We start from the raw sequence: 15,339 nt of genomic DNA, 5'->3' as shown, positions 1-15,339 counted from the left end.
CGCCACGCCAAAGTGTTTAGTGCTCAGTGGTGGCGTCCTCAGATTCTTCACCGTGGTAAAACGGCGTCAACTGAGCCACCACAACAGAATTTTCATCCAGTGCACGCTGCATCAGTTCCCGTTCTTGATCATCGATCTCGTGGCCTTGCTCTTCGCGCTCTTCAACGGTGCCATACCCGGTCACGTCCAGTGGGTTCAGATCCGCCTGCTTGAGGATCGCTACGGTTTCGCGCACAGCCTCTGCCTCATCCACACCACTGGCATAAATCATAAGTGCGCCCCCGGTGGCCTCGTCTGGCAAACCGTCGTCATCTTTGCGCCCAACCTGAACGAGCAGCGTGTAAACTTGCTGACGGGTTTTCTTCTTTTTCTTGTCCTGGGTCATCACACGGCCTTTCTGTTGGATCGGCCTTAGCGTGGCCTTTGGTATAGGGTCAACCTGTCGACCATACTCTACAGCTCTGCATCTAACGCATTTTAGCAAAGTTAAGTCTATTTTTCAGAGTCTTGCGAAAATTAGTCACCTTTTGGAAAGGGTTATATTCCAAACTGACAGCGCGCAGAATGTGCCCTCTTTCTAATGGTGACTTTCGAATCTCCACTCTGCAACTGCAGAGCCGAAGCTGATGTTTGGACAATAGTGCCTGTCCGGCGTTCCAAAGCTATCGACCACGTTTCCAAAAGAAATCGGGCAAAGACGCCACGTTAATAGTTTGGGAATGCACATAGGGGACCACCATGCCAACCGCATCAGAACTGCCAATTGATACCAGTGCCAGTGCGACCCAAATGGCGGACGCCATTTTTGGCTCTGGTGTCGAAGTATTGGGCGCAAGCTACACCGGACACTCGATGTCCAGCGGGATCTATTCAGACGGCGATACCGTGGCACCGGATGCCACCCCCTCTGATTCCGGCGTGATCCTCTCCACTGGATATGCCAAGGATTTTACAAACTCTGAAGGCGATCCCAACGCAAATAGCGATACAACCGGTCAAATGGGCACCGCAGGCGACGACGATCTGTCCAGTATTGCCGGGGACGAAACCTATGACGCGGCAGTGTTTGAAGCCAGTTTCATTCCGGACGGCGACACGCTGACCATGCAAATTGTGTTTTCGTCCGAAGAATACCTGGAATATGTCGACGAAGGATTCAACGACGCCATTGGCATTTGGATAAACGGTGAGAAAGCAACGTTATCGCTTGGTGACGGCGACATCACCGTCGACAACATCAATGACGGCGACAACAGCAACCTCTATATCGACAATCCGGCTGATGGCGAAGCTGTGAACAGCGAAATGGATGGGTTGACTGTAACGCTCACGGTCAAGGCGCCAGTCAATCCAGGCGAAGTCAACACAATCAAAATTGGCATCGCAGACACTGGGGATGACAACTACGATTCAAATCTGCTGATTGCCGGCGACTCGGTTCAATGTGCACTTCTTGCGCATGACGATGAATATGAAATTGGGGCCGACGCCACCAAAACCGTAGATGTTTTGGCCAATGACTCGGCGTCCGATGGCGTGACCATGAGCATCACCAAGATCAACGGTCAGGAAGTGAGTGCCGGGGATTCGGTGACACTGCCTTCTGGCGAAGTTGTGACGTTGAACGACGATGGCACGCTCTCGATCCAAACAGACAGCGATTTGGGCAGCGAGGCCTTCACCTATGAGGTGGAGGATTCCGACGGCAACACCGACACGGGCTTTGTAAAGGTGACCACAACCACTGCTCCGTGTTTTGTGGCTGGCACGGAGATTGTCACGCAGACCGGTTTGAAAAAAGTTGAAGACCTGATGCCGGGGGACATGGTTCTGACCCGCGACAACGGGTTTCAATCTTTGAATTGGATTGGCACAACCACGCGCCATGCCACCGGATCGGACGCGCCTATCCGGCTGGAAAAAGACGCGCTTGGCAATCATGGCGCAGTTGAGTTTTCTCCCAACCACCGCATTTTGATAAAATCCTCCCAGGCCGCCATGCTGTTTGGTGAATCCGAAGTCTTGGTAAAAGCCAAGGATCTGGTAAACGGCAAAACGATCACCGTGCGGGAACACCATGGGCCGGTGACCTATGTGCATATCCTGTTTGATCGGCATGAAATTGTGCGCGCCAACGGTTTGGACAGCGAAAGCTACCATCCGGGTCAGGAGACGTTGGACAGTTTTGATGCCGAGACGCGAGATGAGATTTTGCGACTCATGCCTACTTCTGACGCTTTGATGGGCTATGGATTCGGTCCGTCTGCGCGTGTGTCTCTTCGCAAATATGAAGCCGCGGCGCTTCTGGCTGCGGCATAAAGGCCAAAAACCCCCAATTAGAGCCACAAAACCTCGGGTCAACTGTACCGCGCAGTTGACCGGCTCGATTGGTGCGGGATAGGGGGAGGCCAAGCAACTCCGGTACTCACTATGCGCGTCCTCCCAACAACCTTCCTGTCCATACTGGCCTCCTGGCTCTTTGCGTCCTTGGCAACAGCCCAAGCCACAGAGACTCTCACCTTTGCCACTGTCGACCGCCCGCCCTTTGTATTCCTGGGGGATGATGGCGCACGTGGCTTTAGCATCGACCTGATGCAAGCCATCGGCGAGGACTTGGGCGCAGACATTCGATTTGCACCGCAAGACAGCTTCTCCAACATGCTGGACGCTGTGGCAGCCGGCACTGTGGACGGGGCCATTGCCAATATCTCGATCACAGCCTCACGCGAAACCGTGATGGATTTTAGCCAACCGATTTTTGAGAGTGGCATTCAAATCTTGTTGCCAGAAGAGCCGGGCAGCCTGGCACGGATTGGCAGTTTGCTCACACGCGAAATCATGACCGCCATTCTGGTCGCACTGGGCCTGTTGTTTGGCGGTGGCATGATCATGTGGGTGTTTGAGCGCCGCCATCAGCCCTATTTTGATCGACCTGCTAAAGATGCGCTGTTTCCATCCTTCTGGTGGGCCTTAAATCTGGTGGTCAACGGTGGCTTTGAAGAACGCATGCCGCAATCACGTCCGGGTCGGTTTTTTGCGGTTATCCTTGTGGTCGCCAGCCTGTTTGTTGTGTCTGTCTTTGTGGCCACCATTACGGCCGCGGTCACGGTCGAAGCCTTGCAGGATTCCGTGGACAGCATCAACGACCTGGAAGGCCGAAAAGTTGGCTCCGTGGACGGGTCAACATCTGCGCAATTCCTAACGGCGCGTGACATTCGGTTCCGCGATTTTGACACTCCCCATGAATTGCTGGCGGCCTTTCAAGAGGGTGACATTGACTCCGTGGTGTTTGACGGCCCGATCCTGGCCTATTTTGCCACCAACGACGGGCGTCATGACTCTCGCCTGATCAAACGTGTGTACCGACCGGAAAACTATGGCATTGCCCTACCAACAGGCAGTCCATGGCGTGAGGAGATTGACCAATCTCTGCTCAAACTGCGCGAGGATGGCACCTATGATGCTTTGCTTGAAACATGGTTTGGCGCGACTTTCCGCCGCTGAATGGGCAACAAAAAAGGCCAGCCCCACACCGGGGCTGGCCTTTCACTTTGATCAGACACGGGCTTAATCGCGCAGCAGCTCATTGATGCCGGTCTTGGAGCGGGTGCGCTCGTCCACGCGTTTCACAATCACCGCGCAGTAAAGGTTCACACCGTTTTTGGACGGCATGGAGCCTGCCACAACCACGGAGTAAGGCGGCACTTCGCCGTACATCACTTCACCGGTCTCACGGTCGACAATCTTGGTGGACTGACCAATGAACACCCCCATGCCCAGAACGGCACCTTCACGCACGATGCAGCCTTCGACCACCTCAGAACGGGCGCCGATAAAGCAGTTGTCTTCGATGATGGTTGGACCAGCCTGCATGGGTTCCAGAACACCACCAATACCCACACCACCCGACAGGTGAACGTTTTTGCCAATTTGCGCACAGGAGCCAACGGTGGCCCATGTGTCAACCATGGTGCCCTCGTCAACATAGGCGCCGATGTTTACAAACGATGGCATCAGAACAACGCTTGGCGCGACGTAGGCGGATTTGCGGACGATACAGTTTGGCACAGCACGGAAGCCCGCATCTTGCCACTGTTTTTCACCCCAGCCTTTGAATTTGCTGTCGACTTTGTCCCACCAGCCAGAGCCCTGTGGGCCGCCGTCCTGGATTTCCATGTCTTTGATGCGGAAGCCCAACAAAACGGCCTTTTTGGCCCACTGGTTCACGTGCCAGTCGCCATTTTCCATTTTCTCGGCCACGCGCAGGCTGCCGCTGTCCAGCGCGTTCAGCGTGGACTCAATGGCGTCACGGGTTTCGCCAGTCGTGGCGGAGGTGATGGTGTCGCGCGCGTCCCACGCGGCTTCGATGGCTTGTTCCAGTTGGGCATTCGACATGTTTAAGGCTCCGGATGTCTTGGAATTTTGGGTGTTCTAACGGGATAGAGCGCGGGCGTCACGCGCTCATTATGTCGCTTGTCCAAACGGGTCCGGCGCAATGTTGGCGCCACAGACCAAAACGGCAACTTTTTCGCCCGGTTCGGGCAGGTAGGCGCCTGACATCAGGGCCGCAAGCGCGGCGGCTCCAGCAGGCTCAACAAGCTGGCGGCGTTCGCGCCACAATGCGTGTTGCGCTTGGGTAATGGCTTCATCCGACACCAACACGGACTCGGCCCCGGTGGAGACCGCGAGGTCAAAGCAGATCTGGCCAATGCGTTTTGCGCCCAACGCGTTGGCGGCCACGCCAGAGACTTCCACGTCAACCGGTTCACCGGCTTTCAGGGCCGCGTTGAGGGCACAGGAGGTTTCTGGCTCAACCGCGATCACGCGCCGCCGACCATCAAGCCAGGCCATCGCGCCGCCAATCAGCCCGCCACCGCCAACAGCAATGATCACCGTGTCTGCATCCAGACCTTGTTCTTCCCATTCCAGCGCCACAGTGCCCTGCCCACAGACAGTGCCCAACGCGTCATAGGCGTGGATTTGCATTGCGCCGGTTTCAGCCTCATAGGCCAGCGCTTTGTCCAGCGCATCGGAATAGGCGCCTGGCACCACTTCGAGGTCTGCACCTGCGTCCTGAATCAAGGCCACTTTGGCTGGACCGGCCATTTCGGGCACGTAAATACGGGCTTTGTGGCCCAACTTGTGGGCCGCATAGGCCACGGCGGCCCCATGGTTGCCACCCGAAGCAGCGACCAGACCCGCTTCTGGCACGTCAGAGGACAGCAGGGTGTTGAAGGCACCGCGAGCTTTAAACGTGCCGGTATGCTGCATCTGCTCCAGCTTCATCTGAATTGGAAAATTCAGACCAAAGCCGTTTTCCACGGTTACAACAGGGGTGCGCAGCACGTACCCTTTGATCCGCTCCGCCGCTGCGGCAATTTCTGTGCTCCAGTCCATTTTCACTTCCCTGTCACTGGTTTTGTTAGCGCGAACCCTATAGGCCTGAGAGAAACGCGCAAGCAAGGACATGTGACTATGAGAGACGATCGCCGCCACCCACTGGCAGATGCCCATTCCGACCGTGAATCCGCCAACCAGGTCCCGGACACGCCACAAACGCGCGCGCCGTCGTACCGACTGGCATTTGCAGACGAGGATTTCCTGTGCCGCCCCGAATTGCGCCCGGTGCGACTTCAACTGGAACTGCTGAAACCAGAGCTGGCGATGGACGAACATGAAATCGAAAGCACGGTTGTGCTGTTTGGTGGTGCGCGTATTCCGGAGCCATCCAAGAAAGACACCGCTCGGACAGAAACGCTGGCGGAGCTGTCCCGGTTCTACGATGAAACCCGCAAGTTTGCGCAGTTGGTGACCAAAGCCAGCGATGGCAAGAAAAACGTGATTGTCACGGGCGGCGGCCCCGGCGTGATGGAAGCGGGCAACCGTGGCGCGATGGAAGCTGGCGGGCGCTCGATTGGTCTGAACATTGTGCTGCCGCATGAGCAGGCGCCAAACGAGTATGTGACACCAGATCTGTGTTTCAACTTTCACTATTTTGCGATCCGCAAGATGCACTTCTTGATGCGCGCGAATGCGATTTGTGTGTTCCCAGGCGGCTTCGGTACTTTGGATGAGCTGTTTGAATCGCTGACGCTGATTCAGACCGGCCGTATGCAGCGTGTGCCGTTCCTACTATTTGGCAAAGAGTTCTGGCAGAAGATCATCAATTGGGACGCGCTGTCCGACGCAGGCACAATTTCTGCGGAAGATCTGGACTTGTTCCAGTTTGTCGAAACTGCTGAGCAAGCGGTGGACGTGCTCAATAACTGGCAGGATTATTCCCGTCGGAATCAAATTCCCGGCCGTTAGAGCTTTGGGGATGCAAGGCGTCCCGGCCAAAGCCGGGGCGCTGCCTTGAGAAACTCAAGTGATCGTTACAAATACCAGATCCACTTAGTGGAAGTGCGCGGGAAGCACGCCAATTTCGGTACCTTGGGGCAGTTTGGTCACCACCTGTGCGCCCGCCACATCTTTGATGGCATAGCCGTAGCCCGCCAGACGGAATTTCCATTCCCGCGCGCTCAGAGAATTGTTCTTTTCGCGGGTCAGAATGTCGAGAACAGGCGCGTCGATCATTGCGCCGCCGATGTCTGCATGTGCCATGTGTCAGTTCCTTTCCGATTGTTGACAGAATGGAAACTGACCGTTGTTCAGGGCGCAATTGGTTCGCAATTGTGGAAAATTTTAGGCAGGTTTTACTTTTGCGCTTTTGGGGTCGCTAGAGACGGGAAAAGGTATTTTGGCACCAGTACCCCTGCGATCAGCGCGCCAAGCCAAACAATCAAAGTTGCGGCCAACAAGTTGGGAATGCCGCCGATGCTGAACCCGCTCACCAGAAGCTCTGTGATAAGAAGCCCCGCGAAGGTTACAATCAAAGACAGCCCACCCAGTAGCTCAGGCATTTTCTTTTCGGAAATCTTGCGGATCACTGGCAGCAGCACGACGGACACCACCGTGAAAACAAGAACAACAATCACCATCGCAAGAAAGCTCATGTTGAAACCTTCGAGAAGTACGGTGGCCAACATGAGGCCAACGGCATTGGCAATCAAATGAGCCGCAGCGGAGAGGACAAAACGGGGCATGACGCACCTTCCTTGATAGAAATCTTGGGTAGTGTAACCCGATTACAGTGCCACAATCTATGGCCTTATCATTTCAACAAATATCCCGCCTAGGGTGGCCCAACCAGCCTTCACAACGCAGCGATTCTAGGCTGCCTTGGGTCTCTTGCGCGCCAAATTGACGAAATTCCAAAGGCAACGGTGCCTGGAAAATCAAACATTTCAGATGCCCCTTTTGAGCACCAACAATGCCGAAAACCCCTATTTAACATGAGAAAACTGCGTCCTCCGCATTGGCGAAGCCACACCAAGGCGCAAACCTAACTTGGAAATCTAGGTAGCCCTTAACAATTGTCAATCTTCTGGCGCAGGCAAGGCTCTATCCCCAAAAATGGATAACTGAGCTGGAGGCCGATATGCGAGAAGTCATGACCAAGACCATGGCACGAAACGTGTTCTATGGCGGCTCGCTGTTCTTCATTGTGGTCTTTTTGATCTTATCGGCGCATTCGGTACGGTACGTTGTTACCCAATCGACTGCACATGCCGAACTGACGGACAGCGTAGCCCGTGGCAAACATGTGTGGGAAAAACACGCATGTATCAACTGCCACACACTGATGGGGGAAGGTGCCTACTTTGCCCCGGAACTACAAAATGTGATGGCCCGGTGGGGCGTGGACGACGATCCTGAAACCGCTTTCGAAATTATGAAAGCGTGGATGGAGTCCCAACCAACCGGCATCGAAGGGCGTCGTCAGATGCCTCAATTCAACCTGAGCGACGACGAGCTTCGTGACCTGACTGATTTCTTCATTTGGGTGAACGGGATCGATGCGCAGGGTTGGCCGCCCAACGAGGCGGGCTAAGGCCGGACGAGGAGACAAGAGATGAAATATCAAACTCAAAAAATTGCCTACTGGTACTTCCTAGCGGCCATGATCCTGTTCGCTGTGCAAGTCACCGGTGGGCTGATCGCCGGCTGGATTTATGTCAGCCCGAACTTCCTGTCCGAGCTGTTGCCGTTCAACATTGTACGGATGCTGCACACCAACTCACTGATTGTGTGGTTGCTGCTGGGCTTCTTTGGTGCGGCCTACTTCCTTGTACCGGAAGAAGCGGAACGGGAAATCTACTCCCCCAAGCTGGCCTATCTGCAGCTGATCATTCTGCTTCTCGGCACTGCCGGCGTGGTGGTCACCTATGTGTTCAACCTGTTTGAAGGCAACTGGTTGCTGGGCAAAGAAGGTCGCGAGTTCATCGAGCAACCTGTCTGGGTCAAACTGGGTATTCTGGTTGCGGCGCTGATCTTCCTGTTCAACATCACAATGACTGTGTTGCAGGGCCGGAAAACCGCGATCACCAACGTGTTGCTTCTGGGTCTTTGGGGCCTGTCGCTGCTGTGGCTGTTTGCTTTCTACAACCCTGCCAACCTGGCGCTGGACAAAATGTTCTGGTGGTACATCGTTCACCTGTGGGTGGAAGGTACTTGGGAACTGGTGATGGCTTCGATCCTGGCCTATCTGCTGCTGAAGCTGACTGGTGTGGACCGCGAGATCATCGAAAAGTGGCTCTACATCATTGTGGCCACCGCGCTGTTCTCTGGCATCCTTGGCACAGGTCACCACTACTACTGGATCGGCCTGCCCGGTTACTGGCAGTGGATTGGCTCCGTCTTCTCCTCTCTTGAGGTGATCCCCTTCTTCGCAATGATGAGCTTCAGCTTTGTCATGGTGTGGAAAGGCAAACGTGACCACCCGAACAAAGCAGCACTGCTTTGGGCATTGGGTGCAGCCACCGTGGCCTTCTTTGGGGCTGGTGTCTGGGGCTTCCTGCACACGCTGCACGGCGTGAACTACTACACCCACGGCACACAGATCACTGCGGCCCACGGTCACTTGGCCTTCTATGGTGCCTATGTAGCTGTGAACCTGGCGATCTTCACCTACGCCTTCCCGATCCTGACCAACCGGGACCCCTATAACCAGGTGCTCAACATGGTGAGCTTCTGGCTGATGACCGGTGGGATGGCGTTCATGACCTTTGTCCTGACCTTTGCAGGCACCGTGCAAACCCACATGCAGCGGGTTCTGGGCGAAAACTTCATGGACATCCAAGAAGGTCTCAATCTGTTCTACCTGATGCGCTGGGGCTCCGGTCTCTGTGTTGTGGTGGGCGCTATCCTGTTCATCTATGCACAGCTGGCCCCCCGCAAAGAAATCATCGCGTCTGGTACAACTGAAAGCGAAGGAGCCTGAGTATGGCTGCTGTCAAAAAAACCACGGAGGGGGCGAAAGCCCCCTTCTACTCACCCGTCTCTGATGAATGTGATGTCTTTGAAGCTGCTGAACGCCACGGGCTGCCACTGCTTCTGAAGGGGCCTACCGGCTGCGGTAAGACACGCTTTGTCGCCCATATGGCTGCCAAACTTGGCCGCCCACTTTATACCATTGCTTGCCACGATGACCTTTCTGCCGCTGACCTTGTGGGTCGCTACCTGCTGAAAGGCGGAGAAACCGTTTGGGTGGATGGTCCTTTGACGCGCGCTGTGCGCGAAGGGGCAATCTGTTACTTGGATGAGGTTGTCGAAGCCCGCAAAGACGTGACTGTTGTGTTGCACCCGCTCACAGATGATCGTCGCATCCTGCCGCTGGACAAAACCGGCGAAGAAATCGAAGCCGCTCCGGGTTTTATGCTCGTGGCCAGCTACAACCCCGGCTACCAGAACATCCTGAAGACTCTGAAGCCGTCCACCCGTCAGCGTTTCTTGTCCATTGATTTTGATTTCCCAGCCCAAGATCGGGAAATTGACATTGTTGAGCACGAAACCGGGTTGGATACAGATCGCGTCACCGCACTTGTCCGTTTGGCCAACAAGCTGCGCGGCCTGAAAGGTCAGGATCTGGAAGAAGGCGTCTCTACCCGCCTTGTGATCTACTGTGCCACGCTGATTGCCGACGGCATGTCCGTTGAGCGCGCCATCCGCACCGCCATGATCGAGCCACTGACAGACGACGAAGACGTCAAACGTGGCCTGATGGATCTGGTCACTGCGATATACGGTTAAGCGTCCCTCTAGTTGCTTAACCGCCCTCGGCAGCGACCGGCCACCCAGAACGGTCGGTCGCTGTTTTTCTTTCCTGGACGTTACCTAATCACCCGAGGTGCCCCATGTCCGAACATGAATTCGATATTTTTGAACCAGAAGAGACCGTTGGCAAGCTGTGGCATACCTTTGCCAGCCGACTGGACGCCCGCAACACCCATGAGGATGCCGCCGTGGCGCTGGAAGATGTTTCCGGCCGACTTGGTGTCTTTTTTCGCGGGCTTGGCGGCTCGCATGGCGCGGAAATCAAACCCGCCACTCTAAAAGTGTCCAACCACCGCCTGTCATGGCGCCGTACCTTGGGCACCTGGCGCGAGCGCGAAGCCCGCCCGAGTTTTGACGGTGAGGCGTTGCGCCTCCCAGAGCACATCGCAGAATTCCCAGCCCGCGAGGCCAATGCGGCGCTGTATTTCTGGCTGGTGGCCTCCGTTGCCCACGCGCCTGAGCCTGTCAAAGAAGACGACCCGCTGCGGGCCGATCTGCGTGCGCTGCAAGCCTCCATTGCAATGACGCAGGAGACCTTGAGAGATTGCCCCGGCCTGCGTGGATTTTATGAGACCCTTGTGGGCGCGTGCCGGTCACAACGGCCAACCACGCAGCTGCCCAAATACGAAAGAGCGCTTGAAGCGGCGATTGATCACCTCTTGGGGGGCCCGGAGCCAACAAACAGTCTGGCCGCCGAGTTCATCATGTTGATCCGCCAACCCCAAGCATCCCTGGATGAGATCACGGCACCGCACGGGTACCGCCCTTTCCAATCGATCCCGATGTGGCCGGATTTGCGACCAATGACAAAACGCGCAGCCGTGGACCGTCTGCCGGAGAGCGAAGAGCAAGGCGAGGGACAGGGAGAAGAAGCTGAAGGCACAAAGGCCGCGCGTCGATCCGAAAGTGACCTTGCTGAACGGCGTGACAGCCTGATCCTACACAAGTTTGAAGCCATCTTTAGCTGGGTTGAGAGCCTCAACATGAACCGGCGGGTCGAAGACGACGATGAGGATAACGCCCGACGGGCAGCGGACGATCAGGATGAACTGGCGCTTGGGCAGATTTCCAAAAAGACCGCCACGCGCCTGAAGTTTCACCTCGATTTGTCGCCGGAAGACGCCGATAGGGAAAAGTTGGCTGGCAAACACATGTATCCGGAATGGGACCACCGCAAAGCGGCCTATATTCCGGCGCACGCGCGGGTTTTGGCCAGTGTGGCGGATGAGGTTGAAGCACTAGAACATGATCCAGCAGCGGAACGGCGTATTCGTGCGGTGAAACGCCAGTTTGAGGCGCTGCGCCCCAAGCGGGTGATCCTGCCACGTCAGCTTGATGGGGATGAGCTGGACCTTGAGGCCGCAATTGCCGCCCAAGTAGAGTTGCGCGCCACGGGTCGGTCCAGTGACAGGGTGTATCGCGCCGCCAAAGTCATGGACCGGGATCTGGCGATTTCTGTGCTGATGGACATATCACGCTCCACTGAATCCGCGATTGGCGACCGCTCCGTGATCGAGGTGGAACGCGAAGCGCTGACCGCTTTGGCGTGGGGACTCAATGCCTGTGGCGATGATTTTGCTATCAACTGCTTTTCATCGCTCAAACGTGACCGGGTCTATGTACAGACCTGTAAAGAGTTTGATGAGCCGATGGGCGCCAAAGTCGAGGCGCGGATTGGCGGGTTGAACCCAGCGTTTTATACCCGCCTCGGCGCGGCGGTCCGCCATGCGGCGGCCGGGCTGGATGACCGACCCAACTCTCGTCGCCTTCTGCTGGTGATCACCGATGGCAAACCCAACGATCTGGACCACTACGAAGGTCGGCACGGGATTGAGGACAGCCGCATGGCGGTGCGCGAAGCCCGTCGTCGTGGACACGCGGTGCATGGGGTTGTGGTCGATCAAAAGGGGCAAGGCTGGGTGCAGCGGATTTTTGGGACTGACGGCTTCTCCGTGGTGCCGGACCCCACCCGCCTGACCGCAGCCTTGCCAGAGATCTACCGCCAGATCACAGGCGGCGCATGAGCGATCAGACCTCGGTTCTCGACGAGCTGCCTGGCGATCTGATGATCTGGGTGCTGATTGTGTCCGAACTTCTGGTGTTTGGTGCGGGGCTATTGGCATTTCTCGGCATGCGGGCGATGGACCCGGTTGGCTTTGCCGCTGATCAAGCCCAGCTCAACCGCGTGGCTGGGGCCGCCAATACCATTGTGTTGGTCACCAGCGGTTACTGCGCGGCACGGGCTGTACAATCGGCGCGGCATATGCGGCTTTGGCTCACAGGCGCAATTGTCTTTGGCGTGGTGTTTCTGATCGTGAAGTGGCTCGAATACGCCGAAAAAGCCCGTTTGGGTATTGGCATTGAGACCAGTGATTTTTTTACGTTTTACTACCTGCTGACCGGCTTTCATGCGCTGCATGTTGTGGCGGGATTGGCAATCTTTGGCCTGTTGATGCGCTGGCATACGCCGCGTAATCTGGAAGCTGGCACCGCCTTTTGGCACATGGTGGATCTGATCTGGATCCTGCTGTTTCCCATCATCTATCTGGTGCATTGATGACCGCCATTCTGACCCGCGCTTGGCTGTTTTTGATTGTGTTTTCGATGGCCACAACCGTTCTTACTGGTGTGCTGCCGGAGGCGGGCCCAATCTTTGTGGCCGCTGTGCTGGTCCTGGCTGGCGTCAAGTCTCGATTGATCCTGTCTGACTATCTTGGTCTGCGAAATGCACCCACGTTTCAGCGCGGGTTCACCCTGGTCCTGGTTGGGTTCCTGAGCCTCGCAATGCTGCTATATGCGCTGCCCTCCGCAATGTGACCCCGCTTGATCATGGTCAAACCAAACCAGTGCCCGACTCGTTAGTGTGGCCGTAGAACACAACAGGAGTCTTCTCATGAACAGGTTCCCTCTGGCCATTTTGGCTGGGGTCTTGGCCTCACCCGCCTTCGCCCACCACGACCACACGCCGTTGCGCGAAGCCGTGATTGACGGCCACTCCCATGCGGTTGGCGGCGCCACGCTTTGGTTGGCCGGCGCGGTAATCGCCATGGTCCTCGCCCTATACGCCGTGCAACGTTCTGTTTTTCGAAAGAAATGAGCACTATGGCGCAGCATAGAGACGGAAGATGGCCCCTGTGGGCAGTATCCTTGGTGATGTACCCGCTTGCCGCAGGGGCCGCTTATGTGAACCTGTTCTTTCTGTTTCTGATGCTGCAGGCCATTGGCTTTGAGGTGATCTCCACCAAACAAGCCATCTACGGCGGTATTGTACTGGGCATCCCCTTTGCCTGGATATCCGGCCGTTGGATTCGCAGGCTGATTGATGAGGCCGAAGACGCCGCAGACAAAGACGCCGAAACCAGACCCTGATGTGGCCACATTAGGCTGAACCATTCAGCCGCCCTCCCTCCCCCGGATTGGCCACGTCCAGCAGACACCAGACCCACGCTCGGGTTTGGTGTTTTGCCTTTCAAGGCGATGCTTCCAAACACAAATAGCTGCAGGTCACATACATCATTTGTCCATATTTTTAAGGCTTTAGGCGACAAATTCTGCATTTCTTGACCGTTGTTAAGTGGCCGCGCCCCGCGCCATGCCACAACGGGGACAGGTTCACCCGGCAAGGGTATTCGCGTCCCCTTGTCCCTGCTATTGAATTCGGCCTCAGTGAATGTGTTGCCTCTGTTCTTGGGTGAGGCCAGAGGCGGCAAGCATCACGCCCGGGCGGGTTTCGCCCACAGGCCAACCGCCTTGATGTATGGAGTTTTCATACATGTCGGGGCCGAACGCTGTCTCTTGACCGGGCAGCAGGCGGTTGGTCTTTTTACCTTCTCAATGCGACACATGTGAGCGCCCAAACAAAATGGGATACGCTTGACAAAGGTCATGCGAAAGCGCGGTTCGATACGGTTCAATAAGCCAACCCAGAATCTACCGGAGGATGTCCGATGGACTACCAGGCATATTTCAAAACGCGTCTCGATGCTCTGCGGGACGACGGCAACTACCGTGTGTTTGCGGATCTCGCGCGCAAACGTGGTAATTTCCCGCGCGCCAATCACACCAGTGAAGACAGCAGCGGCGAAGTCACCATCTGGTGCTCTAACGACTACCTTGGCATGGGGCAGAATCCGGATGTTTTGGCGGCCATGCACACCGCGCTTGATACCGTGGGCGCTGGTGCCGGCGGGACACGTAATATCTCGGGCACCACTCACGAACATGTGCTCCTGGAGGCCGAGCTGGCGGACTTACATGGGAAAGAGTCCGCTCTGCTTTTCACCTCTGGCTATGTCTCTAACTGGGCCGCTTTGGGCACTTTGGCGAGCCAAATCCCCGGTTGCATTGTCTTCTCAGACGCACTCAACCACGCCTCGATGATTGAGGGCATTCGCCACTCCAAGGCAGATCGGGTGATCTGGAAACACAATAACCTCGAAGACCTCGAAGTCAAACTGGCTGCGGCAGATCCGGACGCGCCCAAGCTCATTGCATTTGAGAGTGTGTATTCGATGGACGGCGACATCGCCCCCATCAAAGAAATCTGTGATCTGGCCGACAAATACGGCGCCATGACCTACCTTGATGAAGTGCACGCCGTTGGCCTCTACGGACCACGCGGCGGAGGCATTGCAGAACGTGAAGGGCTGATGGATCGCCTGACCGTGATCGAAGGCACATTGGGCAAAGCCTACGGCGTTGTTGGCGGTTACATCGCAGCCTCTGTAGAGCTTTGTGACTTTGTGCGCAGCTTTGCCAGTGGATTTATCTTCACCACCGCCCTGCCCCCAGCTGTGGCTGCCGGCGCGCGGGCTTCGGTGCAGCATCTGAAAGCCTCCAACGTGGAACGCGACAGCCAAAAAGAACGCGTTGCAAAAGTGCGTCTCGGGCTTGACGCCATGGGCATTCCTCACATCCCGAACCCATCCCATATCATTCCAGTGATGGTGGGTGATCCTGTGAAATGTAAGTTCATCTCTGACACGCTGATGCGGGACTATGGCGTGTACATTCAGCCAATCAATTACCCAACTGTGCCCAAAGGCACAGAACGGTTGCGCATCACACCATCGCCCGTGCACTCCGATGCGGACATCGACCACCTGCTGCAGGCGCTTGAAGCATTGTGGAGCCAGTGTGAAGTGGCGCGTGTGCCTATGGCGGCGCAATAGAGACCTAAAAGGG

Annotated in this window: 17 protein-coding genes; 12 read left to right on the top strand and 5 right to left on the bottom strand. The window is 56.2% G+C overall.

What is annotated here, in order from left to right:
* Positions 1–16: 16 nt before the first annotated feature.
* The gene (locus QOL67_RS03640; RefSeq protein ID WP_283424579.1) at positions 17–385 is read right to left on the bottom strand and encodes a hypothetical protein; all 369 of its coding nucleotides are present in this window, start codon (positions 383–385) and stop codon (positions 17–19) included.
* Positions 386–738: 353 nt separating this feature from the next.
* Between QOL67_RS03640 and QOL67_RS03635 the strand changes: the two genes are divergently transcribed.
* Together QOL67_RS03635 and QOL67_RS03630 are read left to right on the top strand one after the other, a co-directional pair.
* Positions 739–2,319, top strand: coding sequence for a choice-of-anchor L domain-containing protein (locus tag QOL67_RS03635; RefSeq protein ID WP_283424578.1), 1,581 nt, complete (start codon positions 739–741; stop codon positions 2,317–2,319).
* A 111-nt stretch (positions 2,320–2,430) separates the two neighbouring features.
* The gene (locus tag QOL67_RS03630; protein ID WP_283424577.1) at positions 2,431–3,504 is read left to right on the top strand and encodes a transporter substrate-binding domain-containing protein; all 1,074 of its coding nucleotides are present in this window, start codon (positions 2,431–2,433) and stop codon (positions 3,502–3,504) included.
* Between the two features lie 63 nt (positions 3,505–3,567).
* On the opposite strand, the gene dapD is transcribed toward QOL67_RS03630, so the two are convergent.
* Complete coding sequence (gene dapD / locus QOL67_RS03625) at positions 3,568–4,395, bottom strand: 2,3,4,5-tetrahydropyridine-2,6-dicarboxylate N-succinyltransferase (RefSeq protein ID WP_283424576.1); 828 nt, start codon at positions 4,393–4,395, stop codon at positions 3,568–3,570.
* Between the two features lie 69 nt (positions 4,396–4,464).
* The gene (locus tag QOL67_RS03620; RefSeq protein WP_283424575.1) at positions 4,465–5,397 is read right to left on the bottom strand and encodes a threonine/serine dehydratase; all 933 of its coding nucleotides are present in this window, start codon (positions 5,395–5,397) and stop codon (positions 4,465–4,467) included.
* Positions 5,398–5,475: 78 nt separating this feature from the next.
* On the opposite strand from QOL67_RS03620, the gene QOL67_RS03615 reads away from it, so the two are divergent.
* Positions 5,476–6,309: an LOG family protein gene (locus tag QOL67_RS03615; RefSeq protein ID WP_283424574.1), complete on the top strand. Its 834-nt coding sequence runs from the start codon at positions 5,476–5,478 to the stop codon at positions 6,307–6,309.
* Positions 6,310–6,393: 84 nt separating this feature from the next.
* Here the strand turns inward: QOL67_RS03615 and QOL67_RS03610 are convergent, their stop codons facing one another.
* Both QOL67_RS03610 and QOL67_RS03605 read right to left on the bottom strand, forming a co-directional pair.
* Positions 6,394–6,603, bottom strand: coding sequence for a hypothetical protein (locus QOL67_RS03610; RefSeq protein ID WP_283424573.1), 210 nt, complete (start codon positions 6,601–6,603; stop codon positions 6,394–6,396).
* Between the two features lie 92 nt (positions 6,604–6,695).
* The gene (locus QOL67_RS03605) at positions 6,696–7,085 is read right to left on the bottom strand and encodes a phage holin family protein (protein ID WP_283424572.1); all 390 of its coding nucleotides are present in this window, start codon (positions 7,083–7,085) and stop codon (positions 6,696–6,698) included.
* 395 nt (positions 7,086–7,480) lie between these two features.
* On the opposite strand from QOL67_RS03605, the gene QOL67_RS03600 reads away from it, so the two are divergent.
* From QOL67_RS03600 to hemA, 9 genes are all read left to right on the top strand, one after another.
* On the top strand, positions 7,481–7,933 hold the full coding sequence (locus QOL67_RS03600; RefSeq protein WP_283424571.1) for a c-type cytochrome: 453 nt from the start codon (positions 7,481–7,483) through the stop codon (positions 7,931–7,933).
* A 21-nt stretch (positions 7,934–7,954) separates the two neighbouring features.
* On the top strand, positions 7,955–9,322 hold the full coding sequence (locus QOL67_RS03595) for a cbb3-type cytochrome c oxidase subunit I (protein ID WP_283424570.1): 1,368 nt from the start codon (positions 7,955–7,957) through the stop codon (positions 9,320–9,322).
* 2 nt (positions 9,323–9,324) lie between these two features.
* Positions 9,325–10,131 carry a CbbQ/NirQ/NorQ/GpvN family protein gene (locus QOL67_RS03590; RefSeq protein WP_283424569.1) on the top strand — a complete coding sequence of 269 codons (807 nt, stop codon included), beginning with the start codon at positions 9,325–9,327 and terminating at the stop codon, positions 10,129–10,131.
* 104 nt (positions 10,132–10,235) lie between these two features.
* The gene (locus QOL67_RS03585; protein WP_283424568.1) at positions 10,236–12,179 is read left to right on the top strand and encodes a nitric oxide reductase activation protein NorD; all 1,944 of its coding nucleotides are present in this window, start codon (positions 10,236–10,238) and stop codon (positions 12,177–12,179) included.
* Positions 12,176–12,712 carry a cytochrome c oxidase subunit 3 gene (locus QOL67_RS03580; protein ID WP_283424567.1) on the top strand — a complete coding sequence of 179 codons (537 nt, stop codon included), beginning with the start codon at positions 12,176–12,178 and terminating at the stop codon, positions 12,710–12,712. The genes QOL67_RS03585 and QOL67_RS03580 overlap by 4 nt, the downstream gene beginning before the upstream one ends.
* Complete coding sequence (locus tag QOL67_RS03575) at positions 12,712–12,972, top strand: cytochrome C oxidase subunit IV family protein (RefSeq protein WP_283424566.1); 261 nt, start codon at positions 12,712–12,714, stop codon at positions 12,970–12,972. The genes QOL67_RS03580 and QOL67_RS03575 overlap by 1 nt, the downstream gene beginning before the upstream one ends.
* 76 nt (positions 12,973–13,048) lie before the next feature.
* Entirely contained in the window at positions 13,049–13,252 is a 204-nt protein-coding gene (locus QOL67_RS03570; protein ID WP_283424565.1) for a hypothetical protein, read from the top strand.
* Between the two features lie 5 nt (positions 13,253–13,257).
* A complete protein-coding gene (locus tag QOL67_RS03565; RefSeq protein WP_283424564.1) occupies positions 13,258–13,524 on the top strand; it encodes a hypothetical protein in 267 nt (88 codons plus the stop codon).
* A 578-nt stretch (positions 13,525–14,102) separates the two neighbouring features.
* On the top strand, positions 14,103–15,326 hold the full coding sequence (gene hemA, locus QOL67_RS03560) for a 5-aminolevulinate synthase (RefSeq protein WP_283424563.1): 1,224 nt from the start codon (positions 14,103–14,105) through the stop codon (positions 15,324–15,326).
* The last annotated feature ends 13 nt before the right edge of the window (positions 15,327–15,339 follow it).

Source organism: Shimia sagamensis (assembly GCF_900182745.1).
GTDB lineage: Bacteria > Pseudomonadota > Alphaproteobacteria > Rhodobacterales > Rhodobacteraceae > Shimia > Shimia sagamensis.
The sequence above is the reverse complement of the archived record's forward strand: the minus strand, read 5'-3'. Positions and strand labels throughout refer to the sequence as shown.